The organism is Streptomyces sp. NPDC047453 (assembly GCF_040643155.1).
Taxonomy (GTDB): domain Bacteria; phylum Actinomycetota; class Actinomycetes; order Streptomycetales; family Streptomycetaceae; genus Streptomyces.
Window position 1 is genome coordinate 224498 of the sequence record NZ_JBEYTS010000001.1, and the last position, 23524, is coordinate 248021.

Sequence of the window (23524 nt, forward strand, 5' to 3'; positions counted from 1 at the left end):
GTAACCGGCCGGTAACGGACCGGACGCAAAAAGTCATCGCACGCCCCTCGTGGTGGTGATGTGTCGTACCCCACACTGGGTCCGGTTGCCTGAGTCCTCGGAGCGCGGCCGCTCCGTCTCCCACGGGTCCCACATCTGAGCGGCTGTGCTCCTCGCGACGGGACGGACGGTGGCGAGGCCGCCGACTCCGCCCCCCTAGTACCGCTGCCGCACACCTCAGCAGCGATCATCCTGGAGGTCGCCCCCGTGCAGACCCAGACCCTCACCCAGACCGATATCGCCACCGGCCCGGGCCTCGCCGGACCGGTCCCGGACCTGGGGGAGGCCGACGTCGTCGCGGCCGTACCCCCGCAGGGCCGGGGCGCGCACTACCCCGAGGCGGAGCCGGAGGCCCCGTCCGAGCTTCCCGAGCCGGTTCCCGCCCGCACCGAGAGCGGCGGTCCGTCCTCCGACCTGTTCCGCCAGTACCTGCGGGAGATCGGCCGGATCCCGCTGCTCACCGCGGCCGAGGAGGTCGAACTGGCCCGGCGTGTGGAGGCCGGCCTGTTCGCGGAGGAGAAGCTGACCACCACCCCTGACCTGGACAGCCGGCTCGCTCTGGACCTGGACCGGATCGTCGTCCTCGGCCGGATGGCCAAGCGCCGGCTCATCGAGGCCAACCTGCGGCTCGTGGTGTCCGTGGCGAAGCGGTACGTCGGCCGGGGGCTCACCATGCTCGACCTCGTGCAGGAGGGCAACCTCGGGCTCATCCGGGCCGTGGAGAAGTTCGACTACGCCCGCGGCTACAAGTTCTCCACCTACGCCACCTGGTGGATCCGCCAGGCCATGTCCCGGGCCCTGGCCGACCAGGCCCGCACCATCCGCGTGCCCGTGCACGTCGTCGAACTCATCAACCGGGTCGTGCGGGTGCAGCGGCGGATGCTCCAGGAGCGGGGCTACGAGCCGGCCCACGAGGAGGTCGCCGCCCACCTCGACCTGCCGCCCGAGCGGGTGAGCGAGGTCCTGCGGCTCGCCCAGGAGCCCGTCTCCCTGCACGCCCCGGTCGGCGAGGAGGACGAGGTCGCCCTCGGTGACCTGATCGAGGACGGCGACGCCGCCTCGCCCGTGGAGTCGGCGGCGTTCCTGCTGCTGCGCGAGCACCTGGAGGCCGTGCTGTCCACGCTGGGGGAGCGCGAGCGCAAGGTCGTGCAGCTGCGGTACGGGCTCGTGGACGGGCGCCCGCGCACGCTGGAGGAGATAGGACGCCTCTTCGGCGTGACGCGGGAGCGGATCCGTCAGATCGAGTCCAAGACCCTCAACAAGCTGCGCGACCACGCCTTCGCCGACCAGCTCCGCGGCTACCTGGACTGACGGGGGGCCGCTCACCCCGGGCGAGCGGCCCCCCGACAGCAGCACGCACCGCCGGTCAGTCGACCTCGGCGACCGCCTGCGCGAACTGCGCCTTGTACAGGCGCGCGTACGCCCCGTCGGCCGCCAGCAGCTCGTCGTGGGCGCCCTGCTCGACGATGGAGCCGTTCTCCATGACGAGGATCGTGTCCGCGTCCCGGATCGTGGAGAGCCGGTGCGCGATGACGAACGACGTCCTGCCGTGCTGGAGTTTGGCCATCGCCTTCTGGATCAGCACCTCGGTACGGGTGTCGACCGAGCTGGTCGCCTCGTCCAGGACGAGGATCACCGGGTCGGACAGGAACGCCCGGGCGATGGTGATGAGCTGCTTCTCACCGGCGCTCACCCCGGAGCCCTCGTCGTCGATCACGGTGTCGTAGCCGTCGGGCAGCGTACGGACGAACCGGTCGGCGTGCGCGGCCCGCGCCGCCTCCTCGATCTCGCCGCGGGTGACCTCGCGGGAGGCGCCGTAGGCGATGTTCTCAGCGATGGTGCCGCCGAACAGCCAGGTGTCCTGGAGCACCATGCCGATCCCGGACCGCAGTTCGTCACGCGACATCTTCCCGATGTCGATGCCGTCGAGCGTGATGCGCCCGCCGGTGACGTCGTAGAACCGCATGAGCAGGTTGACCAGTGTGGTCTTGCCCGCGCCGGTCGGACCGACGATCGCGACCGTGTGCCCCGGCTCCACCGTCAGCGACAGGTCCTCGATGAGCGGCTTGTCCGGGTCGTAGCGGAACGACACCTGCTCCAGCGCGACCCGCCCGCGCAGCTCCTGAGGCCGCACGCCCGGCACCGGATCCGCCGTCTGCTCCTCGGCGTCCAGCAGTTCGAAGACGCGCTCGGCCGAGGCGACGCCGGACTGCACCAGGTTCGCCATCGACGCCACCTGGGTCAGCGGCATCGAGAACTGCCGCGAGTACTGGATGAAGGCCTGCACGTCGCCGATGGACAGCGTGCCCGACGCGACCCGGAGACCGCCGACGACGGCCACCAGCACGTAGTTGATGTTCGAGACGAACATCATCAGCGGCTGCATGACGCCGCTGTTGAACTGCGCCTTGAACCCGGCCTCGTACAACGCCTCGTTCTGCTCGGCGAACTGCTTCGCCGACTCCTCCTGGCGTCCGAACACCTTCACCAGGGTGTGCCCGGTGTACATCTCCTCGATGTGCGCGTTGAGCTGGCCCGTCGAGCGCCACTGCTGCACGAAGTGCGGCTGCGACCGCTTGCCCACGCGCGTGGCGACGACGAACGACAGCGGCACGGTCACCAGCGCGACCAGCGCCAGGATCCAGGAGACGTAGAACATCATGACGAGCACGCCGATGATGGTCAGCACCGAGTTGATCAGCTGGCCCATCGACTGGTTCAGCGTCTGCCCGATGTTGTCGATGTCGTTGGTGGCGCGGGACAGCACCTCGCCGCGCTGGCGCTTGTCGAAGTACGACAGCGGCAGCCGCGACAGCTTCGTCTGCACGTCCTCGCGCATCCGGAACATGGTCCGGTTCACCGACCGGTTCACCAGCCGGGTCGCCACCGCCATCAGCAGGCCGGCCACCAGGAACGTACCCAGCGCGAACAGCAGGACCTCGCCGACGGCGCCGAAGTCGATGCCCTTGCCGGGGGTGAAGTCGGTGCTCTTCAGCATGTCGGCGATCGAGCCCTGGCCGCGCTCCCGCATGGAGGCGAGGACCTCGTCCTTGGTCGCCCCGGCCGGCATCTGCCGACCGACGATCCCCGCGAAGACCAGGTCGGTGGCCTTGCCGAGGATCTTCGGCCCGATCACGCTGAGCGTGACGCTCACGACCACGCACAGCACCAGGGCGGCGAGCGTGATCCGTTCGGGTCTGAACTGGGTGATGAGCCGCTTGCTCGACGTCTTGAAGTCCATCGAGCGGTTGTCGGGCCCGCCCCCGGACATCATCCGCCCCATCGGCCCGGCCATCAGGCAGCCTCCGCTTCCGTCAGCTGGGAGAGCACGATCTCCCGGTAGGTCTCGTTGTCCGCCATCAGCTCGCGGTGGCGGCCGGTGCCGACGACCCGTCCCTCGTCCAGGACGACGATCCGGTCGGCGTCGCGGATGGTCGCCACGCGCTGGGCGACGATGACGACGGTCGCCTCGGAGGTCTCGCGCCCCAGCGCCGCCCGCAGGGCCGCGTCGGTGGCGTAGTCGAGGGCCGAGAAGGAGTCGTCGAAGAGGTAGATCTCCGGGCGCTGCACCAGGGTGCGGGCGATGGCCAGGCGCTGGCGCTGGCCGCCGGAGACGTTGGTGCCGCCCTGGGCGATCGGCGCGTCCAGGCCGTTCTCCAGCTTGCTGACGAAGTCCTTGGCCTGCGCCACCTCCAGCGCGTGCCACAGCTCCTCGTCGGTGGCGTCCGGGTTGCCGTAGCGCAGGTTGGTCGCCACGGTGCCCGCGAACAGGTACGGCTTCTGCGGCACCAGGCCGACGGTCTTGGCGAGCAGCTCCGGCTCCACGGTGCGTACGTCCACGCCGTCGACGAGGACCTCCCCGTCGGTCGCGTCGAACAGCCGGGGCACCAGACCGAGCAGGGTGGACTTGCCGCTGCCGGTCGAGCCGATGACGGCGGTCACCTCGCCGGGGCGGGCGAGCAGGTCGATGGCCTTCAGGACGGGCTCCTCGGCGCCCGGGTAGCGGAAGCCGCCGCCGCGGATCTCCAGATGGCCGTGGCGGCGCAGCTCGGTCACGGGCGCGACGGGCGGCACGACGCTGGACTCGGTGTCCAGGACCTCCTGGATGCGCTCGGCGCACACCTCCGCGCGCGGCACCATCATGAACATGAAGGTGGCCATCATCACGGACATGACGATCTGCATCAGATAGGCGAGGAACGCGGTCAGGTCGCCGATCTGCATCCCGCCGCTGTCGATGCGGTGGGCGCCGAACCACACCACGGCGATGGACGACAGGTTCACCACCGTCATCACGATCGGGAACATCAGCGCGAGCAGCCGGCCGGTGGCCAGCGACATCTCCGTCAGGTCCCCGTTGGCCCCGCGGAAGCGGTCCTTCTCGTACTCGTCGCGGACGAAGGCGCGGATCACGCGGTTGCCGGTGATCTGCTCGCGCAGCACCCGGTTCACGGTGTCCAGGCGGGTCTGCATGGACCGGAACAGCGGACGCAGCCGGCGCACGATCAGGGTCACGCTGATGCCGAGCACGGGGACGACGGCGACCAGCACCGCGGACAGCGGCACGTCCAGGCCGAGGGCCAGGACGACACCGCCCACACACATGATGGGCGCCGACACCATCAGGGTGAACGTCATCAGGGCCAGCATCTGGACCTGCTGTACGTCGTTCGTCGTCCGGGTGATGAGGGAGGGCGCCCCGAAGCCGCCGACCTCGCGGGCAGAGAAGGACTGCACACGGTCGAACACGGCCGCCCGTACGTCCCGGCCGAGCGCCGAGGCGGTGCGGGCGCCGTAGTAGACGGCACCGATGTTGCACACGACCTGCGCCAGTGAGATGCCGATCATCACGGCACCGAACGTCAGGATGTAGCCGGTGTCACCCTTCACCACACCGTTGTCGATGATGTGGGCGTTCAGGGTGGGCAGGTACAGCGTGGCGCAGGTCTGCAGGAACTGCAGCAGCACCAGGAGGGCTATGGGTTTCTTGTAGGGCCTGAGATAGGTCCGCAGGAGTCGAATGAGCACGCTGGGTCTCTCGGAGTCGGCGGTGGGGGCAGTCGATGTCCCCTGGCACCTATCGTCGAACACTCCACCCGCGTTACCTCAACCGATTAACTCGACCGCGGGTCAACGACCGGGGCCGGGTCGTCCGTTGACCCCGTGTCGTCGGACCCACCGCACGAGTGAACCGTTATGCCCCAAACGCCCCCGTAAGGATGCACGTTGCGGACAATACGACCGACCTTTATGCCCGATAAGCCGGAAAAAGCTTGTGCGGACGAAAAGGCTCGTGGGGCGGTCGTCACCCTTGGAAGGCCCCGGGGTGAACCTGCTCACGCACCGACACGTACTGCTGGCGCACCGCCTGGCCCACCGCCAGATCCTCGCCGGGCTCAAGGATCTGGGCCACCGCGCCCTGCCAGGCCGGCGGGGTGCGCGGATCCAGGGTGCCCTGGGAGGTGCCGAGCGCCCAGGCGGCCTGCCGGGCGGCGCCGATCGCGGCGTAGTCGGCCGGCTGCGGTACGACGACCTGCGCGCCGAACACCGAGGGCGCCACGGCCTGTACGGCGGACAGCTCCGCGGCGGGGCCGAGCAGGAAGACGCGGCGCACCTCCACGCCCCGGCCGCGCAGCACGTCGAGCGCGTCCGCGAGCCCGCACAGCATGCCCTCGAACGCGGCCCGCGCCACGTGCTCCGGCTTCATCGACTCGCGCCGGAGTCCGGCGAGCATCCCGGCGGTGTGCGGCAGGCTGGGTGTCCGCTCGCCTTCCAGATAGGGCAGCAGCACGAGTCCGTGCGAGCCCGGCGTCGACTTCATCGCCAGGTCCGACAGGCCCTCCAGGTCGGGCACGCCCAGCAGTTCGGCGGTGCCGCGCAGTGCCCGTACCGCGTTCAGCGTGGTCACGACCGGCAGGTGCATGCCGGTGGCGTCGGCGAGCGAGGTGATCATCCCCGTCTGGTCGACGAGCGCCTCGGGGTGAACGGCCATCACGGAACCGGAGGCGCCGAGGGAGACGACCGCGTCGCCCAGGCCCAGTCCCAGTCCGAAGGCGGCGGCCATGGTCTCCCCGGTCCCGGCCGAGATCAGCAGCCCCTCCGGGGTGGTGCCGGCCGCCTCGGCGGGGCCGATCACCTCGGGCAGCGCGGCCTGCCGGCCGAGCGCCAGCTCGACCAGGTCGGGCCGGTAGGCGCCGGTGGCGGCGGACCAGTAGCCGGTGCCGGAGGCGCCGCCGCGGTCGGTGGTGCGGCGCATCGGCCGCCCCAGCAGCTGCCACACCAGCCAGTCGTGCGCCTGGAGCAGGAGCGCGGTGCGCCCGGCGGCCTCGGGCTCGTTCTTGGCGAACCAGCGCAGCTTGGTCACCGGCAGCGGGGCCTGCGGCACGCAGCCGACCGCCTGCGCCCAGGCCTCCCGGCCGCCGAGCGCGTCGATCAGGTCGGCCGCGGCGACCTGTGCCCGCCGGTCGCCGCCGACCAGCGCGGGCCGCACGGTGGCGCCCTGGGCGTCGATCGGGATCAGCGCGTTCTGCTGCGCGGAGACGCCGATCGCCTGCACGCCCTCCAGGAGTCCGCCGCCCGCGGCTTCCCCGAGGGACAGCAGCCAGGCCTGCGGATCGACGTCGGCGGAGCGCCCGCCGCCCTCTGGGGTATCGACCGGATGTGGCGCATATCCCTGCCTGAGTACGGACCCCGTGTCCGCGTCACAAACGACGATACGAGTGAAATCGGGCGAACTGTCCAACCCGGCGACTATCCCCATGGCGAAAATTCTGCCGTACCGCCGGGCCTGCTCGGGCCGCGGTAGCCCCGACGTCGCGGGGGGTGCGCGCGGTCCCGCCGGTGCGGGCCGCTCACGTGTTGCTGGTGCCCCAGTCGTCCTCGCCGCTGCCGTTGGCGTGGGCGCGCAGGGAGCGCACCCGCTGGGCGACCGATTCGGGAACGCGGTCGCCGACCTTCTCGCTGACCGTGTGGTAGGCCTTGCCCGCGAACTGCCGGCCCTGCTGGGCCGCGGTCTCGGCGGTGTTGCGCACGGCGGGGTTCTGCGCGATCTGACGGGCGGACTTCTTCAGCTGCTCGTAGCGCTCACGTCCGGCCCTCGTGCCCAGCACGTAACCCACGGCGATCCCTGCGATGAACGTGAGCCGGTAACGCATGGCGGCCACCCTTCCCTTGCCTCGAGGTCACAGCCGGGGAGAACCGATTGGCGGAGCACCCCCCTGCTTGCGCTAATGTATGTGTCGCAGCGAGCGCGCGCCCCCTGGCGGATACCCAGGTAGGTGCGTTCGATGCAACGAGGCATTCCTCCGTAGCTCAATTGGCAGAGCAGCCGGCTGTTAACCGGCAGGTTACTGGTTCGAGTCCAGTCGGGGGAGCTCGGTCCTCCGTAGCTCAATTGGCAGAGCAGCCGGCTGTTAACCGGCAGGTTACTGGTTCGAGTCCAGTCGGGGGAGCATGGTGAACGAGGACCCTTCGGGGTCCTTTTTCATGTCCGGTTTCATGTCCCCGGGGAACCGCCGCGGCCGCGGTGAAGTCCTCAAGGTCGTGAACAGCCGCGGAAGACGACCATCCGAAGCAGGAGATCGTATGAGCGGCTATGCTGCGGCAGACGGCGCGCACACTTGTACGCGACGCGCCGCAACGGGGCGGTAGCTCAGCCGGTTAGAGCAGCGGACTCATAATCCGTCGGCCGTGGGTTCGAGTCCCACCCGCCCCACCAGGCGCTACCCGCGCAGAATCGATGTGACCAGCGGTTTCGCGGGTCACTCCCAGCAAGTCTGTGGCCCCCGGAACTGGATCCGGGGGCCTTCGGCGCGTGTTGGCCCGTTTTGCACTCGGCCGGAGCAACGGCAGGCGCGGACGGGCTACTGACGGGCTGCTCAGGAACGGTCGTCGGCGGGGTCGGCGGTCTCCGGCAGATCGTCGCGGTCGCCCTCGGCCTGGGAAGGGGTCGGGTACGGCGTGTCCGGCGGTCCTGCGGCGCGCTGCGTGTCCTCGTCGTCGCGTTCGCCCTCGGCCTGGGATGGGGTGTGCTCTCTCATGGTGGTGACTCCTGCGGACGGGACTGGTCACTCGTCCGCATATCGGGTACCCCGGTGGCCGGGCCGTCACCGTGTCCGCGGCGCGTCCGTGCCGTCTCCGGGCCGGGGTGTGTCCGGGCCGGTGTGCCGCGCCAGCGCGGTGCGCAGTGCCGAGCGGATCTTCCGCGGCGGTGCGGGGCCGTCGTCGCGCGCGCCCGCGGTGATCGCGGCGGCCACCGCGTGCAGCTTGGTGTTGGAGCGCTGGGAGGCCTCCCGGAGGACGTCCCAGGCCTGTTCCGCGGTGCACGCGTGGGTGGCCATCAGGACACCGCGGGCCTGGTCGATCACCGGGCGCGAGGAGATGGCCCGGCGGAGCTGCTCGACCTCCGTCTGCAGCTGGAGCAGCCGTTCCGTCCGCTCCAGGGCCACCGCGGAGGTGAGCGGCGGCGCGGGCGGCTCCGGTCCCGCGGCGGCGGCCGACGGGTGCGGCGGGTCCGTGGTGTCCAGGCCGGTCAGCTCCAGGACGCGGCGCGGCTGGCCCGTCCAGCCGGTCGCGGTCACCCGGACCGGGGGACGCCGGCCGTGGTCGTCGAGGCTGTCCAGGAGTTCCAGTCCGGCGGTGTCCATGAACGTCACCCCGGACACGTCCAGATCGACCCGGCCGACGTCCGGCGGCAGCTCGGTCAACGCCTGGGCCAGGGCCTCCGCGCAGCCGTGCACCAGCTCCCCGCGCGCGGTGAGCGACGTCCGGTCGGCCACCGGGTCCGTGCGGACGTCGACGGTGAGCGTGCCGGCCGGGGTGTTCCGCCGTCGTGCGTGAGATCGTGATGCCGCTGCGGCCATGTCCCCGCCCCGTCCGTCCTCGGCAGCCCTCGCGCGTCCTCGCGACGCTGCGTTTCCCGTCGTCCCCGTCGCCCCGGCCGGCCCGTGCCCCACGCACACCGCGGCGCTGCGGAGCCACGGAACCCCGGCGGTGCTGCCCTGCGCCTGCCCGCTCCCCGGACGACTACACACGCCCGGGAACGGGCCTTGTCGGGGACGCAGTGGGTACGCGTAAGGCACAGGTGCCGGATGGGCGGAGGACAGGGGGCGTCGCGTCCGGGGGCAACCGAGACGTTCTGGCCCGAGCTGCCGGGGATGGAGGTGTCGACGGCATGACCGCGACTGCGGCGGAACCCTTCGTCCACCCCGCCCTGTTCTACCGGGACGAGCGGGAGTACCTCGCGGGCACCGTGCCCTTCGTGCGCGAAGGACTGGAGTCGGGCGAGCCGGTCGCGGTGGCCGTCCCCGGCGACAACCTCCGGCTGATCGAGACCGGTCTGGGCGCCGACGCCGGGTCCGTACGGCTGCTCGACATGCGCGAGGTCGGGCGCAACCCGGGCCGGATCATCCCCGCGGTGCTGCGCGCCTTCGCCGACGCCCAGCCGCCCGGCCGCCGGGTGCGGATCATCGGCGAGCCGGTCTGGGCCGGCCGTACGCCCGCCGAGTACCCGGCCTGCGCCCAGCACGAGGCACTGATCAACTCGGCCTTCCAGGGCCGCGAGGTCACCATCCTGTGCCCGTACGACGCCGCCCGCCTCGGCGGACGGGCCCTCGCCGACGCGCACGCCACCCACCCCGTGGTCATCTCCGCGGGTGCCGCCGGGCAGCGGGAGAGCGCCGCCTACGCTCCCGAGCAGGTCGTCGCCCGGTACAACGAGCCGCTGCCGCCGGTGCCGGACGCGCTGTCGTTCTCCTTCACGGAGCAGACGCTGTCGCAGGCCCGGCACGTCGCCGTCGCCGAGGGCGCGCGGCTCGGGCCCGCGGCCGCCCGGCTGGAGGACCTGGCCCTGTCCGTGGCCGAGCTGACCACCAACAGCGTGGTGCACGGCGGCGGTTCGGGTGAGCTGCGGGTGTGGGCGCAGGACGGGTGCGTGCTGTGCGAGGTGCGGGACAAGGGCCGCCTGGCCGATCCGCTGGCCGGCCGCCGGCCCGTCCCCCGCGAGCAGCGCGGCGGTCGCGGTCTGCTGCTGGTCAACCTGGTCGCCGACCTGGTCCGCGTGCACTCGGGCGCGGAGGGCACCACCGTCCGCTGCTGGTTCGCCGACTGACCGCCACCGGGGTCCCCGTGCCCCGACCGGTCAACGCGCCTACGCGCCCAGCGGGTTCAGCGCCAGCGGCTCGATCTCGCCCTCCAGCATCGCGCCCAGCCCCTGGATCGCGCACACGTCGGGGCGTTCGGCGATGTGCACCGGCATGCCGGTCGCGTCGCGCAGCATCTGGTCCAGGCCCGGCAGCAGCGCGGAACCGCCGACCATCATGATCCCGCGGTCGGCGAGGTCGGCCACCAGATCGGGCGGGCACACGCGCAGCACCTTGTAGATGCCGTCGAGCACGGCGGTCAGCGGCGTCTGGATGGCGTCCCGTACGGCGGCCGTGTCGATCCGCACGGACCGGGCCAGCCCGGTGGCCACGTCCCGCCCGTGGATCTCGGTGGACGCCGGGCCGGACGGGGTGAGCCCGTTCCCGGACAGGGCGATCTGGAGCGGCCGCAGGGACTGGCTGGGCAGCGTCAACGCGTGGGCGAGGCGCAGGTGTTGCACGATGGCGTGGTCGACGGCCTCCCCGCCGACGGGAATGCGCTCGGCGGCGACGATCGAGCCGAGCGAGAGGACGGCCACCTGGGTGGCCGCGGCCCCGCACATCATGATCATGGTGGCCTCGGCCCGCTCCACGGGCAGCCCGGAGCCGACGGCGGCGGCGATCAGCGTGTCGACGAGTTCCACGCGGCGCGCGCCGAGTCCGACGAGCGTCTCGATCGTGGCCCGTTGGGCGAGCGGATCGGCGTCGTGCGGGGTGCAGGCGGCGGCCCGCAGCCGGGCCGCCTTGCGGCGCAGGGCGCGGCGCATCCCGTCGCCGAGCAGGTGCCGCAGCATGCGCTGCGCCATCTCGATGTCGACGACCGTGCCGCCGGAGACCGGGCGGACGACCCGGATGTAGGCGGGGGTGCGGCCCGTCATCCTCTCCGCGAACTCGCCGACCGCGATCAGGGCTCCGTTACGGATGTTCACGGCCGCGACCGAGGGCTGGTCGACGACGAGCCCGGGGCCCTTGACATAGACACGGGTCCGCGCCGCTCCCAGGTCGACGGCGAAGTGGCAGCGGCGCAACTGCTCCAGACTGGCGGACATGGCGGAGCCTCCTGAGAGCGCGGACCGTGGCGGCCACCGGGCGGCGGCCTCCCTGGCATCGTGCGGGCGCGGCGGAGCGGGCGCCTGTTCAAGGGGGCCGGGCGGGGCGCCGCTGGACGGGTGGATTCCGGCGCTCTGCGCGTAAGGAGTGAGGGACAAGGACACATGGACGGCTCCCGGCGCCGGCGGTCGGGGCCTGTCCCACTGGCGGGAACCCGCCAGGCGCCGACTCGCTGTCCCCTTCCAACTCCCCTGCCACACAAGGGTTCTGCCACTCTTCGCAGCACTGAGGACGTGTGGCGCGGAGAGGAGAGCAAGGATGCGTGCAGGACCCCCCGGACGGACAGCGGCCCTTGTGTCGGCCGGGCTCGTGATCGCCCTGCTGCCGGCCGGACCGGCGGCGGCGCGGCAGCCCGCGGGGCCGCCCGGTCCTCCGGCGGCCACCCCGGGCGGCGCCCGCGCCGTCACCCTCGTCACCGGCGACAAGGTCACCGTCACCGACCTCGGCGGCGGGAAGCGGACCGTCACGGTGCGCCGGCCCCAGGGCGCCACGGGTGCCGTGCGCACCCAGACGGCGGGCGGCGCCCTGAGCGTCGTACCGGACGAGGCCCTGCCGTATCTGCGGGCGGGCCGGCTGGACCGGCGGCTGTTCGACGTGGACACGCTGTTACGGCAGGGGCTCGCTGACACTCGCACCGGCGAGCTGCCGCTGATCGTGACCTACGGCAAGGGCGTCCGGGCGGCGACCCCGCGCGGAACGGAGCGGACCCGGAGCCTCGCCAGTGTGCGCGGGGCCGCCGTGGAGGCCGCCAAGGGCCGGGTGTTCTGGCGGGAGTTCACCGGGCACGGCACCCCGTCCGGCGGTATCGACAAGGTGTGGCTCGACGGTCGGGTCACCGCCGACATGGCCGAGAGCAACGCGCAGATCGGCACCCGCGAGGCCTGGGCGTCCGGTCTGACCGGCAAGGGCGTCACCGTCGCCGTCCTCGACACCGGCGTCGACACCTCCCACCCCGACCTCGCCGGACGGGTCGCCCTCACCAGGAACTTCGTCGACGGCGAGGACGCCGCCGACCACAACGGCCACGGCACCCATGTGACCTCCACCGTCGGCGGCAGCGGCGCGGCCTCCGGCGGTGAGGAGAAGGGGGTCGCCCCGGACGCCACCCTCGCCGTCGGCAAGGTGCTCGGCGACCAGGGGTCGGGCAGCGAGTCGCAGATCATCGCCGGGATGGAGTGGGCCGCCCGGGACGTGCGCGCGCGGATCGTCTCCATGAGCCTCGGCTCCAGCGAGCCCAGCGACGGCACCGATCCCATGGCGCGGGCCGTCGACACCCTCTCCCGGGAGACCGGCGCCCTCTTCGTGGTCGCCGCGGGCAACACCGGCGCTCCCTCCTCCATCGACTCGCCCGGCGCCGCCGACGCCGCCCTCACCGTCGGCGCGGTCGACCCGTCCGACCGGGCCGCCTACTTCACCAGCGCCGGGCCCCGCACCGGCGACAACGCCCTCAAACCCGACCTCGCGGCACCCGGCGTCGACATCCTCGCCGCCCGCTCCCGACTCGCTCCCGGCAGCGGCGCCTACACCACCATGAGCGGCACCTCCATGGCGACGCCCCATGTCGCCGGTGCCGCCGCGCTGCTCGCCCAGCAGCACCCCGACTGGAGCGGTGAACGGATCAAGGACGCGCTGATGTCGACGGCGAGGCAACTCGACGCGTCCGCCTACCTGCTGGGGGCGGGCCGGGTGAGCGTCCCGGACGCCGTGCACGCGCGGATCACCGCCACCGGAAGCGCCGACCTCGGGTTCCACCGCTGGCCCCACGGCACGGACAAGCCGGTGACCAGGACCCTCACCTACGCCAACTCCTCCGACGCCGACGTCGAGTTGAGTCTCGCCGTCCAGGGCGCCCCGGACGGCGTCGCCACCCTCGCCGACTCCGCGCTGACCGTGCCCGCCCACGGTGCCGTCACCACCACCGTGACCGGAGACGCGGCCAAGGCGCCAGTGGGCGGGACCAGCGGGCGGATCGTGGCCTCCGCGTCCGGCACCCCGGTCGCGCACACCGTGTTCGGGCTGGTCAAGGAGGACGAGCGGTACACGCTCACGGTGCGCGTCAAGGACCGCGACGGCGCTTCCGTGCCCGCCGATCTCACCGTGCAGCGGCTCGCCGCGGGCGCCGATCCGTACCCCGCGCACGTCGGCGACTCGGGCACCCTGCGGTTGCGCCTCGAGCCGGGCACGTACAGCCTGACCTCCTTCCTCGACGTACGCGGCGGCCACGGCGCCGACTCCCTCGGCCTGGGCTTCCTCGCGGCGCCCGAGATCACGCTGGACCGGGACCGCGAGGTCACCCTGGACGGGCGTCGGCTGCGGGAGATCAGGGCCGAGACCGGACGGCGCACGGAGACCCGGCAACTGCTCATGGAGTACGACCGGACGGCGGACGGCTCCGACCTGTTCGGCGCCGTCCAGGTGCCCGTGGCGTACGACAGCGTCTTCGCCGCGCCGACCGAGCCGGTCACGCGGGGCACCTTCGAGTACCGGACCGTGTGGCGGCTCGGCAAGCCGCCGCTGGAGGTCAAGGGCGTCGCAGAGGCGCTCGTCCAGCCCGGCGGCACGCTGATCGAGGGCCGCAGCAGGCTGCCGCTCGTCGATGTCGGCGACGGGGACCTCACCGGCAGGGACGTACGGGGCAAGGCGGTCCTGGCCCGGTTCACCGGCTCCGCCGAACCCGCCGCGCTGGCCCAGGCAGCCCAGGACGCGGGTGTGAAGGCCCTGTTCGTGACGGACGACGTGCCCGGCCGGCTGAGCGCCTGGTGGGGCACCGACGACAACGCCGACCGCCCCCTCCAGATCGCCACGGTCGACGCGGCCGACGCGGCACGGCTGCGGACCGCGGGTCGCGTCGACATGACCGGGACGCGGAACACCCCGTACGTGTACGACCTTTCGCAGGGGCATCGCGGAGCGATCCCCGACACGGAGCTGACGTACGCGCCCGGGCCTCGCCAACTGGCCGGAATCCGGACCAGGTTCCACGCGATGCGGCCGACGAGCGGCGGCGAGTTCCGGTACGCACTCACCGACACCTTCCCCGTCGGCATCGGCTACCAGGAGCGGATCGACCTCCCGGCCGAGCGCACCGACTACGTCTCCACCGGTCCCGGCGAGCGCTGGCAGGAGTCGGTGACGGTCGGCGACGGCACGCTGGAGCAGCGCGGCGGCCAGGTCCGCTACGAGGGCGGAACGCACCCCGTGCTCGACTGGTTCAAGCCGGTCTGGCACCCCTGGCTCGGCACCGGACTCGACTGGGGTCAGCAACGGGTGGGCGACCGGCTCCAGTTCAACGTACCCGGCTGGGGCGACTCCGGGCCCGACCACACCGGCTTCGGGGACGTGTGGAGCGCGGACAGCGGCATGTCCCAGACGACGGCGGTCTACCTGGACGGGCAGTTGGCCGACCGGCGCACGGGCGCGGCCGCGTACGTGGCGGACGCGCCCCCGGACGAGCACACGTACCGGCTTGTCACGGACACGGCGCTGGACGCCGGCAGGTGGCGGCTCGCCACGCGGGGGCACGCCGAGTGGACGTTCCGCTCGTCGGCCACCCCCGAGGACCACTGGACCACCCTGCCCCTGATCAACCTCGCCTTCGACATCGGCACCGACCTCGCGGGCGACCTGCGCGGCGGCGGCCGGGTGCCGGTCGGCGTCCGCGCGCGGTACGTGGCGGGCGCGACCGGCACCGGCACCGTCGGCGACGCCGGCCTCGAAGTGTCCTACGACGAGGGCGCGACCTGGCGGCCGGTGCCGCTCACCGGCGGGCACGGCTCCTGGCGCGGCACCCTGTCGGTGCCGCGCGGTGCCGCCTCCGTCTCGCTGCGGGCCGCCGCGGGAGACGACCGGGGCGGTTCGGTACGGCAGGAGGTCGTCCGGGCGGTGGGGGTCGGTCAGGAGCACCGTTCCCCGTCCTGATCGGGCCGGGGGACGGAGGGCGGGAGACGAGCCCGCGAGGGGCCCGCCGGGGCAGGGCCCCTCGCGGCCGCCGCTCAGCCCCGCGCCAGAGCCGCTTCATGGTCTTCCCCATGTCGTTGCGGGGCAGGGGGTCGAGGAGACGGACGACCCGGGGCCGCTTGTGCGGGGCCGGCCGCCGGGTCACGTGATCGGCCAACTCCTCGGACCGACTGGGGCCGGGGCCGGTGACTCCGTTCCTGCGCCAGGGGGCGACCATACGCGCCGACGCGGGCGGTTGTTAGCCTGCGGGCCCGTCACTGTTCGAAGCCTCGTACCAGGATCTGCGCGGATCTGCGCGGATCTACGAGGAACTACGCGGATGGAGCCCCGCCGTGCCCCGCATCGCGCTCGTCACCTGCCGGCCCGCGCCCGGTATCAGCGACGACCCGGACCTTCCGGTGCTGGTGGAGGCGCTGGAGGAGGCCGGGGCCGAGGCGCGGGTCGTGGCGTGGGACGACCCCGGGGCCGACTGGGGCGGGTTCGATCTCGCCGTGATCCGGTCGACCTGGGACTACAGCTGGCGGGTGGGGGAGTTCACGGAGTGGGCCGAGCGGTGCGCGAAGGCGACACGGCTGGCCAATCCCGTCGAGGTCGTGCGGTGGAACGTCGACAAGCGGTACCTCGGGCAGCTCGGGGCGGCCGGTGTGCCCGTCGTGCCCACCCGGTACCTGGCCCCCGGAGACCCGGCTGACCTGCCCGACGACCACGAGTACGTGATCAAACCGGCGTCCGGGGCCGGAGCGCGGTTCGCCGCCCGGTACACGCCCGACGAGCGTGACACCGCCGTACGGCAGCTCGCGCGGATGCACGCCGAAGGGCTCACGGCCATGGTCCAGCCGTACATGCGGCGCATCGACGCGGGCGGGGAGCGGGCGCTCCAGTTCTTCGGCGGACGCCTGCTGCACGCCGGCCGCAAGGGCGCCGTCCTCGCCCCCGGCGTCGCCTACGACGAGCGCAAGGCGGCCCACCCGGGCATCGCGCCCTGGACCCCGACCCCGGCCGAACTCTCCGTCGCCGAGCGCGCGTTGGCCGCCGTGCCCGGTGCTCCCGAGCTGCTCTTCGCCCGGGTCGACCTGGTGGACGGGGAGGACGGCGAACCCCGCCTCATGGAGCTGGAGCTGGTGGAGCCGAACCTGTTCCTGTGGCTGCATCCGGAGTCGGTGGCTCCGGTGGCGGAGGCGATCCTGGCCGCCGCGGGCTGAGCCGCTGCCGGGCGGCTGCCGCCGCGGGGTCACTCGCCGATCCGCGTCCGTTGCAGCAGGCCCCAGGTGAACTCGGCCACCACCTCCCGGCGGACACCCTGACCGTCCGGGGCCTGGAAGGACAGGCCCCAGCGGGTCGGGGCGGTGCCCTCCAGGGGGCGGACCGGGGCGAAGGCGCGGGCGGCCTCGTCGACCGTGCAGGACCAGGGGGTCAGGTCGGCCACGGTCCGCAGGTCGGGTCCCTCGGCCCCCGGGGCACGCACCAGCCACTCGTTCCAGACCCGGCCGTCCGGGGCGGCCAGCACCTCCAGGCGCAGATCGGGCCAGAGCGGGACGGGCCAACTGCGGGCCTCGCAGTCCAGGTCGCCGATACGGCGGGCGGTCGTCGACTCGGGCTCGCCGAGGATCGAGCGGTACCGGGACGCCGCCGAGCGGGACCGTGGTGAGCGGACCATCGCCTGCCAGCGCTTGTTGGCCTCGCGCATCTGCGCGCGGGAGGCGCCCAGCGTGCGGCGGGCGTCCTCCACCAGGTCCGGGTTGTGGTCGGCCATGCGGCGCAGCAGCACCAACTGGAAATCCAGCGGGGTGAAGGGGCCGGCGGGGCGCTTTCCGGAGGGCGTGGTCATGGGATCCATCGTCGCCCACCCGGCCCGACCGGCCCTCCCCCGCTCATTGCCCGCGCGCCTGCTCATTGCCCGCGCGCCCGCCCATTGCCCACGCACACGCCCATTGCCCGCGCAATCCGCGGTGACTAGCCTGTGTTCGTCATTCCGACCGCCTTTTGATATGTCGAACACAGGCTTGTATCACTCGGATCACTTGGATCAAGGGAGGTGGCCGGTCGTGGGACGCCTCGTACCTGCCGTGACCCGGGCTCTGGACATCCTCGAGCTCTTCCTCGACGGGGACGGGACGCTCTCCGCCCCCGACATCGTGCGCAGGCTGCGGCTGCCGCGCACCACGGTGCACGAGCTGGTCACCACGCTCGCCGCCCGCCAGTACATCGTCCCCGTGACCGGGCAGCCCGGACGCTACCGGCTGGGCGTACGCCCCTACCAGCTCGGCAGCCGCTACGCCGAGCAGCTGGACCTCGCCGCCGAGGGCCAGCAGGTCGCCCGCTCGGTCGCGGAGACCTGCGACGAGACCGTGCACGTGGCGATCCTGGAGGACACCGACGTCATCTACATCGCCAAGGTGGACTCCACGCACGCGGTGCGCATGGTCTCCGCGGCCGGCCGCCGTCTCCCGGCGCACTGCACCTCGGTCGGCAAGATGCTGCTCGCCTCCCTGCCCGAGGAGGAGCTGGGCGCGCGCGTCCCGGACGACGCCGAACTGGCCGCGATGACGCCGAACAGCATCACCGACCCGGCCGCGCTGCGCGAGGCCCTGGGCGAGATCCGGCGGCGGGGCATGGCGGTGGAGAGCCGCGAGTCCAACCCGGACGTCAGTTGTGTGGCCGCGCCGGTGCGCGACCGCACCGGGCAGGTGGTCGCGGCCCTGTCCATCTCGGTGCCCATGATCCGCTGGAGCGAGGAGCGGCGGGCGGAGCTGGAGCAGCTCGCCGCGAAGGGCGCCGCCGAGCTGTCGGAGCGGCTCGGCCACCGGGGCGCGGCATGACGAGGTACGAGGTCGCCGTCCGCGCGCGGGCGGAACTGGGTGAGGGCCCGACCTGGGACCCGGAGACCGGGCGGCTGATCTGGGTCGACATCCTCTCCTCCCGGGTGCACGGCTACGACCCCTCCACGGGCCGGTGCACGGTCCGTACGACCGGGCAGCACGTGGGCGCGGCGAAGCCCCGCACGGGCGGCGGGCTCGTCCTCAACCTCCGTGACGGGGTGGGCCTGGTGGACCCCGACGGCGCCTTCCGCTGGCTGCACCGCGACCCGGTTCCCGGCCGGCGCGGCAACGACGCCGCGGTGGCACCCGACGGCTCCCTGTGGGCCGGCACCATGCGCTACGACGAGGCGCCGGGCGGCGGCACCCTGTCCCGCCTCACCGGCGACGGCACGGCCGAGGTGGTGCTGCCCGCCGTGGCGGTGAGCAACGGCACCGGCTGGAGCCCCGACGGCCGCCTGATGTACTACGTCGACTCACCGACCCGCCGTGTCGACGTCTTCGACTTCGACGGCCGACGGATCACGGGCAGGCGGCCGTTGGCCCAGGTGGAGGACGGCGCCGGCTTCCCGGACGGCCTCACGGTCGACGCCGACGGCTGTGTCTGGGTGGCCCTGTGGGACGGCGCCGCGATCCGCCGGTACACCCCCGCCGGCACCCTGGACCGCGTACTCGCCCTCCCCGTCTCCCGTCCGACGGCCTGCGTCTTCGCCGGCCCCGGTCTGACCGACCTCTACGTGACCACGGCCCGTACGGGCCTGGCCGCCCCCCACCCGCTGGCGGGCTCGCTCCTCGTCGTCCCCGACGCGGGCCAGGGCCTGGTCCAACCCGCCTTCGCGGGCTGACCCCGTCGGTCCGCTTCGGCAGTCGGGCCCGGTCAGGTGTTCGTCCGGTCCAGCCCCTCCAGGATCTTGCGCTCGGCCGGGGTCAGCGGGGGACCCGCCAGCGGGGGGAGCAGAGGGCCGTTCAGGACGTCGAGGAGGGTGTCGGGGCGGAGGAGGCGCTGCGGCCCGGTGCGGAGGCTGGTGACCTCCCAGAGGGCGGCCGCGGCCCGGTAGGAGCCGGTGGCCGCCCGTGTCAGACGGCGGCTGTAGGAGGTGACCAGGCGGTCGGCGGCTTTGGGCGAGGCGCCGCGGCTGTTCGGGTACCAGACGTCCTGGCCGACAGCGGCCGCCCAGGCCGCGTCGACCGATTGGGCGGCGCCGCGCTGCACACGGCGGGCGAGGCCGGGCGCGTCCGGGCCGGAGCGGCGCAGTTCGTCGCGCAGCAGCCGGGCACCGAGCGCGGCCACCGACATGCCCTGCCCGTACGCCGGGTTGTAGGTGGCCACCGCGTCGCCCAGCGCCACGAAGCCCTCCAGCCACCGCGGCAGCTTCTCCAGGTAGCGGCGCGCGTTGCTGGTGCTGCGGCTGATGTGCACGTCGGTGAGGGGTTCGGCGCCGGAGACGAGCCGGCCGACGATGGGGGACGGCAGATCGAGGGCGTACCGCAGGAACCCGTCGGGGTCCGCCGGCGGCTCACCGCCCCGCGTGCCGGCGAGGCTGACCATCCAGCGGTCGCCCTCGATCGGCAGCACCATGCCGCTGCGGCCCGGCCGGCCCGCGTACGGATTCGCCTGCACCATCGTCAGCGGGAACTGCTCGGCCCCGGCAGGCGTGCGGTACACGCGTGTGGCGTTGACCAGCCCGGCGTCCACGCCACGCTCCCGCACCCCGGAGATCCCGAGCTCCCGGAGCCAGGTCACCACCCGCGACCCGCGCCCGCTCGCGTCGACCACGAAGTCCGCGGCCAGCACCTCCTCCGCGGCGGGGGTGGCGACGCGGACACCGCGCACGCGCCCCGCGCCGCCCACCAGGCCGACCGCCTGCGCCTTGCGGATCACCGTCCCGGTGTGGGCGAGGACGGTGGAGCGGACGGTGAAGTCCAGCAGGGCGCGGGTGCAGCTGAGCATCCGCGGTCCGTCGTGCCGCCAGCGCCGCAGCCAGCCCTCGGGGGTCAGGGCCACCATTCCGTGGCCCAGCGGTATCTCCCGGGCGCCCGCGGCCAGCAGCCGCTCCCGGATGCTCCCGCCCGGCATCAGTTCCTCCATGGCGGCCAGGCCACCGGCCATGAGCAGATGGGCGTGGCGCCCCTGCGGCAGCCCCCGGCGGTGCTCCGGCCCCTCGGGCAGGTCGTCGCGGTCCACTACGACCACGTCGTCCACGACGCCGGACAGCACCGCCGCGGCCAGCATGCCGGCCAGTCCGGCACCGATGACGACAGCTCTACGGGGCATGGGGCTCCTCGGAGTCGGCCATGGCCTCAGCCATGGGAGGTCCTCACCGTTCCTGCTCGTACGGCGGTTTCGGCGGGTGTGGGGACCAGCGCCTGCGCCAGTTCCACGAGACCGCTGGTTCCGGACACCTCCGTGGCGTGGAGGCGGTATCCGCTCGGCGCCGTGAGCGGCTCCTCGCGGGCGGCGGCGCGGCGCGCGGCGTCGGTGAGCATCGCCGCCTCCGCAGCGATCCGGGCCTCGTGGGCGCCGTGGCCCGCGCGCCGGGCGGCGGCCAGCGCCCGCTCGCGGACCCCGTCGTCGAAGTACGGGGCGAGGCCCAGCAGCGCGTCGTGGATGGACACCTCCCGCCACTGGAGGCGCGCGAGCGGCAGTTGCCACCACGGGCTCGGCGGCTTGGGCGCGGTGGACACGAACCGCACCCGCGACCACAGCGGGCCCAGCCGCCGGTGGTCGCGCAGGCCGCGCGCCTGGGCGAGGACCGCCGGGAGCAGCCTGGGCAGCACGAAGCCCGCCGAGCACAGCAACGCGGCGAGCGAGGCCATCGGCGGGGCGACCTTCGTGGACAGCACGTCCAGGTCGTGGCCCGTCCAACGTGCGGCGATCGCCGTGTACTTGGCCAGCTGAAAGCCCACCACGTCCAGCGCCGAGCCGGCCAGGATCAGCCGCAGCCCGGCCCGCAGCAGCCCGGTGACCTCGCGGCTCCACTTGACGCACATCGCGCACGCCGCGAGTGTCGCGGCGCTGTGCCCGAGCAGGTAGAGCAGGATCATCTCGCGCAGGTATGGCCTGTTGGCGTAGTAGGTGTCCAGGTCGGTCAGCCGCTCGGTGCGGGCGTCGCCCAGCATGAACAGCACGACGATGACGACGATCAGCGGAGCGTAGGCGGCGATGCTCCGCAGCACCGTGCGCCGCACCCGCTCGCGCGGGCCGCCCCGCCAGTTGATCAGCAGGATGAGCAGCGAGCAACTGTACGCGGAGAGCATCCCGTAGGTCAGCGGGGCACCGAAGTTGGGGATGCCCGTGAGGTCGTTGACGGTGGCCAGCGTCAGCGGCGCCGAGCAGACGAACACCAGCGAGCCGAGGACGATCGCCGCACACGTGGACATGGTCAGCGGATTCCGCACCGCGGTACGCGGCCGCCGCAACAACACGGTCGCGGACAGCCCGAAGATCCCGGCCGCCAGGTAAACGACAAGACTCACGACGACCACCTCCCCACACGCCCGACCGGTCCGAGGCCCCTCCCACCCGAAACATCCTCGACCGCATCGGCCCCACGGACGACCACCCGGGGCAATGTCGTCGGGTGGGCCGTGGGCGTGGCTTTGGGGGTTTCGCGTTGCGGTCGTCGGGCCGCGTGGGAGTCGGTCATGGTGTGGTCGTGGGGGTCGTGACGCGGGTGGCCGTGGCGGGGGTGGGGGTGGGGGTGGCCAGGGCGTCCGCGACGCGGACCAGGGCGGCCGGGCCCGGCACGCGGACGGTCAGCCGGTCCGCCTCGCCGGGCAGCGGCCCGCCGGGCTCGCGCACGGCGGCGGCGATGACCGCCGCCCACGCGGCGGCCTCGGCGCGCTCGGTGTCACCGGTCGCCTCCAGCACCGCCTCGTGGGTGCGCTCGTACAGGGACCGGTCGAAGGACGCGTCCAGATAGCTGAGCGCGTTGTGGATGCTGGTCTGACGCCATATCAGCCGGGTGGTGGGCGTGGCCCAGCGCGGCCGCGGCAGCCGCAGACAGCGGCGGGTGAGCAGGTCGTCCAGCTCGCGCTCCAGCGGTTCCAGCCGCGCGTACGCCAGCCGGGACCGCCGCCACTCGGTGAGGCGGGGCCCGGCCAGCGGCAGCAGGATGCCCGCCGACGTCAGCAGGGCGCCCAACCCGGCGGCGGCCGGCGAGACGTTCGTGCCGAGCGCCGACCAGTCCCGCCCGCACCAGCGGGCGACCACGGCCACGAGCTTGGTCACGCTGTACCCGCCGGCGCACAGCGACCCCACCCCCAGGACCACCAGCCCCGCGCGCAGCCAGCCGGCCACCTCGCGCGCCCAGCGCAGCGCGGACACCGTGGTGACGCTGACGGCGCAGAGATGCCCCACCAGGTACAGCACGATCATCTCAGCCACGAACGGCGTCGTCGCGTAGTAGGTGTCCAGGTCGGTACGGCGCTCCACCGGCGCCTCGCCGAGCGCGAACGTGGCGGCGATGCCGACGAGCACCAGCGTGTAGGCCACGATCCAGCGCCGGGCCACCCGGTGCACGTGCTCGCCGCCCCGCCAGTGGACGACGAGGACCTGGGAGGCCGCGCTGTACGCGGTGATCGACGCGTACGTGAGCGGCGCGGCGAGGTTCGGCACACCGCTGAGCCGGTTGATCGCGCCGACCGTCGGCGGGGCCCCGAGGAGGAAGCAGAAGCCGCCCAGACCCAGCACCGCGCAGATCGCGCGGAGATAGGGATCGCCACGGTGGCGGGCCAGATCGGGAGCCTTCACGGCCAGACCCAGCCACAGCACACCGCAGCTGGCGTAGTTGATCAGGCCGCTCATGTTCCCCGGTTCCCCCGGTAGTTGAGCGCCGCCCCGATACGTCCGGCGAGGCCCTGGCCGTGGTCGGCGCCGTCGCCGAACGCCGGGTCCGCCGGCGCCTCCAGCCAGGTCCGCAACCGACGGCCCATCAGCATGCCGAACTGGTCGGCCTCCTGCTCGTCGGCCAGGCTGAAGTCGGTGCGCGCCGCGACCGGCCGGGGTGGGCCCGCGGCGGGCGCGGCGTCCGCGTCGGCCGACCGCCGGCTCATGTGCCACACCTCGTGGCAGAAGATCACGATCTGGTGCCACACGGCGGCCCGCTGGTCGACGACGACCACGTCCTGGGTCTCGCCCTCCAGCCACAGCCCGCTGGCGGTGTGCGGCGGGAACACCTCCCGCCGGACGACGACCCGGCGGCCCCGCCAGGCGCTGACGGAGTCGACGAGCGCGGTTAACAGCACCTCCGGGTCGGCGGGTACCGGCACCTGGATGGGGTCGATGAGCGCGTCGGCGAGCCGCCGCATCTCCCGTTTCCTACGCACCATGTTCCCCCGTGCATCTCCCAGGTCTGCCCCCATCATCCTCGCGCCGCCCGCGGTGGCGGAAGGACTTCAGAGAGGGCCGTCCGAGCCTACGCGGCGGGAGTTGCCCGCGTCATGCGATCCGGCGACCGTTGT

Annotated in this window: 17 protein-coding genes, 3 tRNA genes and 1 pseudogene; 9 read left to right on the plus strand and 12 right to left on the minus strand. The window is 73.1% G+C overall.

The window, feature by feature from the left end; translation table 11 throughout:
* Positions 1 to 145: 145 nt before the first annotated feature.
* Positions 146 to 1350 (plus strand): annotated as a pseudogene (locus ABZ818_RS00945) (RNA polymerase sigma factor).
* A 55-nt stretch (positions 1351 to 1405) separates the two neighbouring features.
* On the opposite strand, the gene ABZ818_RS00950 reads toward ABZ818_RS00945, so the two are convergent.
* From ABZ818_RS00950 to ABZ818_RS00965, 4 genes are all read right to left on the minus strand, one after another.
* Complete coding sequence (locus ABZ818_RS00950; RefSeq protein ID WP_361408751.1) at positions 1406 to 3334, minus strand: ABC transporter ATP-binding protein; 1929 nt, start codon at positions 3332 to 3334, stop codon at positions 1406 to 1408.
* Positions 3334 to 5067 (minus strand): ABC transporter ATP-binding protein, encoded by a 1734-nt coding sequence (locus ABZ818_RS00955; protein ID WP_361408754.1) that lies wholly within the window; start codon positions 5065 to 5067, stop codon positions 3334 to 3336. Before ABZ818_RS00955 ends, ABZ818_RS00950 begins: the two co-directional genes overlap by 1 nt.
* 277 nt (positions 5068 to 5344) lie before the next feature.
* A complete protein-coding gene (locus tag ABZ818_RS00960; protein ID WP_361408757.1) occupies positions 5345 to 6799 on the minus strand; it encodes an FGGY family carbohydrate kinase in 1455 nt (484 codons plus the stop codon).
* A gap of 91 nt (positions 6800 to 6890) precedes the next feature.
* A complete protein-coding gene (locus ABZ818_RS00965) occupies positions 6891 to 7193 on the minus strand; it encodes a YtxH domain-containing protein (RefSeq protein ID WP_361408760.1) in 303 nt (100 codons plus the stop codon).
* Positions 7194 to 7339: 146 nt separating this feature from the next.
* On the opposite strand from ABZ818_RS00965, the gene ABZ818_RS00970 reads away from it, so the two are divergent.
* The 3 genes from ABZ818_RS00970 to ABZ818_RS00980 all read left to right on the plus strand — a co-directional run bounded on the left by ABZ818_RS00970 (position 7340) and on the right by ABZ818_RS00980 (position 7756).
* A tRNA-Asn gene (locus ABZ818_RS00970) sits at positions 7340 to 7412 on the plus strand.
* A 5-nt stretch (positions 7413 to 7417) separates the two neighbouring features.
* A tRNA-Asn gene (locus tag ABZ818_RS00975) sits at positions 7418 to 7490 on the plus strand.
* Between the two features lie 189 nt (positions 7491 to 7679).
* Positions 7680 to 7756: transfer RNA gene (locus ABZ818_RS00980), tRNA-Ile, on the plus strand.
* Positions 7757 to 7916: 160 nt separating this feature from the next.
* Here ABZ818_RS00980 and ABZ818_RS00985 read toward each other — a convergent pair.
* A complete protein-coding gene (locus ABZ818_RS00985) occupies positions 7917 to 8078 on the minus strand; it encodes a hypothetical protein (RefSeq protein WP_172632976.1) in 162 nt (53 codons plus the stop codon).
* Positions 8079 to 8144: 66 nt separating this feature from the next.
* Positions 8145 to 8900 (minus strand): ANTAR domain-containing protein, encoded by a 756-nt coding sequence (locus ABZ818_RS00990; RefSeq protein ID WP_361408764.1) that lies wholly within the window; start codon positions 8898 to 8900, stop codon positions 8145 to 8147.
* Positions 8901 to 9211: 311 nt separating this feature from the next.
* On the opposite strand from ABZ818_RS00990, the gene ABZ818_RS00995 reads away from it, so the two are divergent.
* Positions 9212 to 10147: an anti-sigma factor RsbA family regulatory protein gene (locus tag ABZ818_RS00995; RefSeq protein ID WP_361408767.1), complete on the plus strand. Its 936-nt coding sequence runs from the start codon at positions 9212 to 9214 to the stop codon at positions 10145 to 10147.
* Positions 10148 to 10186: 39 nt separating this feature from the next.
* Here ABZ818_RS00995 and ABZ818_RS01000 read toward each other — a convergent pair whose 3' ends face one another.
* Complete coding sequence (locus tag ABZ818_RS01000; RefSeq protein ID WP_361408770.1) at positions 10187 to 11227, minus strand: rod shape-determining protein; 1041 nt, start codon at positions 11225 to 11227, stop codon at positions 10187 to 10189.
* 319 nt (positions 11228 to 11546) lie between these two features.
* Between ABZ818_RS01000 and ABZ818_RS01005 the strand changes: the two genes are divergently transcribed.
* Both ABZ818_RS01005 and ABZ818_RS01010 read left to right on the plus strand, forming a co-directional pair.
* Entirely contained in the window at positions 11547 to 15206 is a 3660-nt protein-coding gene (locus ABZ818_RS01005) for a S8 family serine peptidase (RefSeq protein ID WP_361408773.1), read from the plus strand.
* A 371-nt stretch (positions 15207 to 15577) separates the two neighbouring features.
* A complete protein-coding gene (locus ABZ818_RS01010; protein ID WP_361408776.1) occupies positions 15578 to 16447 on the plus strand; it encodes a hypothetical protein in 870 nt (289 codons plus the stop codon).
* A 29-nt stretch (positions 16448 to 16476) separates the two neighbouring features.
* On the opposite strand, the gene ABZ818_RS01015 is transcribed toward ABZ818_RS01010, so the two are convergent.
* Positions 16477 to 17082, minus strand: a complete 606-nt coding sequence (locus ABZ818_RS01015; RefSeq protein ID WP_361408779.1) for a hypothetical protein — start codon at positions 17080 to 17082, stop codon at positions 16477 to 16479.
* A 208-nt stretch (positions 17083 to 17290) separates the two neighbouring features.
* Here ABZ818_RS01015 and ABZ818_RS01020 point away from each other — a divergent pair, with 208 nt between their 5' ends.
* Positions 17291 to 18064, plus strand: a complete 774-nt coding sequence (locus ABZ818_RS01020) for an IclR family transcriptional regulator (RefSeq protein WP_361408782.1) — start codon at positions 17291 to 17293, stop codon at positions 18062 to 18064.
* Positions 18061 to 18906: an SMP-30/gluconolactonase/LRE family protein gene (locus ABZ818_RS01025; protein ID WP_361408784.1), complete on the plus strand. Its 846-nt coding sequence runs from the start codon at positions 18061 to 18063 to the stop codon at positions 18904 to 18906. Before ABZ818_RS01020 ends, ABZ818_RS01025 begins: the two co-directional genes overlap by 4 nt.
* Before the next feature lie 32 nt (positions 18907 to 18938).
* On the opposite strand, the gene ABZ818_RS01030 is transcribed toward ABZ818_RS01025, so the two are convergent.
* The 4 genes from ABZ818_RS01030 to ABZ818_RS01045 all read right to left on the minus strand — a co-directional run bounded on the left by ABZ818_RS01030 (position 18939) and on the right by ABZ818_RS01045 (position 23389).
* Positions 18939 to 20336, minus strand: coding sequence for an FAD-dependent monooxygenase (locus ABZ818_RS01030; protein ID WP_361408787.1), 1398 nt, complete (start codon positions 20334 to 20336; stop codon positions 18939 to 18941).
* Between the two features lie 26 nt (positions 20337 to 20362).
* Positions 20363 to 21538 (minus strand): MAB_1171c family putative transporter, encoded by a 1176-nt coding sequence (locus tag ABZ818_RS01035; RefSeq protein ID WP_361408790.1) that lies wholly within the window; start codon positions 21536 to 21538, stop codon positions 20363 to 20365.
* A gap of 166 nt (positions 21539 to 21704) precedes the next feature.
* Positions 21705 to 22868 carry an MAB_1171c family putative transporter gene (locus ABZ818_RS01040; RefSeq protein WP_361408793.1) on the minus strand — a complete coding sequence of 388 codons (1164 nt, stop codon included), beginning with the start codon at positions 22866 to 22868 and terminating at the stop codon, positions 21705 to 21707.
* Positions 22865 to 23389: a toxin gene (locus ABZ818_RS01045; protein ID WP_361409581.1), complete on the minus strand. Its 525-nt coding sequence runs from the start codon at positions 23387 to 23389 to the stop codon at positions 22865 to 22867. The genes ABZ818_RS01040 and ABZ818_RS01045 overlap by 4 nt, the downstream gene beginning before the upstream one ends.
* Positions 23390 to 23524 lie beyond the last annotated feature (135 nt).

Excerpts from the sequence above, each read along its gene's own strand:
- ABZ818_RS01000 (WP_361408770.1), bottom strand. The coding sequence starts at position 11,227 with ATGTCCGCCAGTCTGGAGCAGTTGCGCCGCTGCCACTTCGCCGTCGAC.
- ABZ818_RS00950 (WP_361408751.1), bottom strand. The coding sequence starts at position 3,334 with ATGGCCGGGCCGATGGGGCGGATGATGTCCGGGGGCGGGCCCGACAAC.
- ABZ818_RS00960 (WP_361408757.1), bottom strand. The coding sequence starts at position 6,799 with ATGGGGATAGTCGCCGGGTTGGACAGTTCGCCCGATTTCACTCGTATC.
- ABZ818_RS01005 (WP_361408773.1), top strand. The coding sequence starts at position 11,547 with ATGCGTGCAGGACCCCCCGGACGGACAGCGGCCCTTGTGTCGGCCGGG.
- ABZ818_RS00995 (WP_361408767.1), top strand. The coding sequence starts at position 9,212 with ATGACCGCGACTGCGGCGGAACCCTTCGTCCACCCCGCCCTGTTCTAC.
- ABZ818_RS00990 (WP_361408764.1), bottom strand. The coding sequence starts at position 8,900 with ATGGCCGCAGCGGCATCACGATCTCACGCACGACGGCGGAACACCCCG.
- ABZ818_RS01040 (WP_361408793.1), bottom strand. The coding sequence starts at position 22,868 with ATGAGCGGCCTGATCAACTACGCCAGCTGCGGTGTGCTGTGGCTGGGT.
- ABZ818_RS01025 (WP_361408784.1), top strand. The coding sequence starts at position 18,061 with ATGACGAGGTACGAGGTCGCCGTCCGCGCGCGGGCGGAACTGGGTGAG.
- ABZ818_RS00985 (WP_172632976.1), bottom strand. The coding sequence starts at position 8,078 with ATGAGAGAGCACACCCCATCCCAGGCCGAGGGCGAACGCGACGACGAG.
- ABZ818_RS01015 (WP_361408779.1), bottom strand. The coding sequence starts at position 17,082 with ATGGATCCCATGACCACGCCCTCCGGAAAGCGCCCCGCCGGCCCCTTC.
- ABZ818_RS01030 (WP_361408787.1), bottom strand. The coding sequence starts at position 20,336 with ATGCCCCGTAGAGCTGTCGTCATCGGTGCCGGACTGGCCGGCATGCTG.
- ABZ818_RS00965 (WP_361408760.1), bottom strand. The coding sequence starts at position 7,193 with ATGCGTTACCGGCTCACGTTCATCGCAGGGATCGCCGTGGGTTACGTG.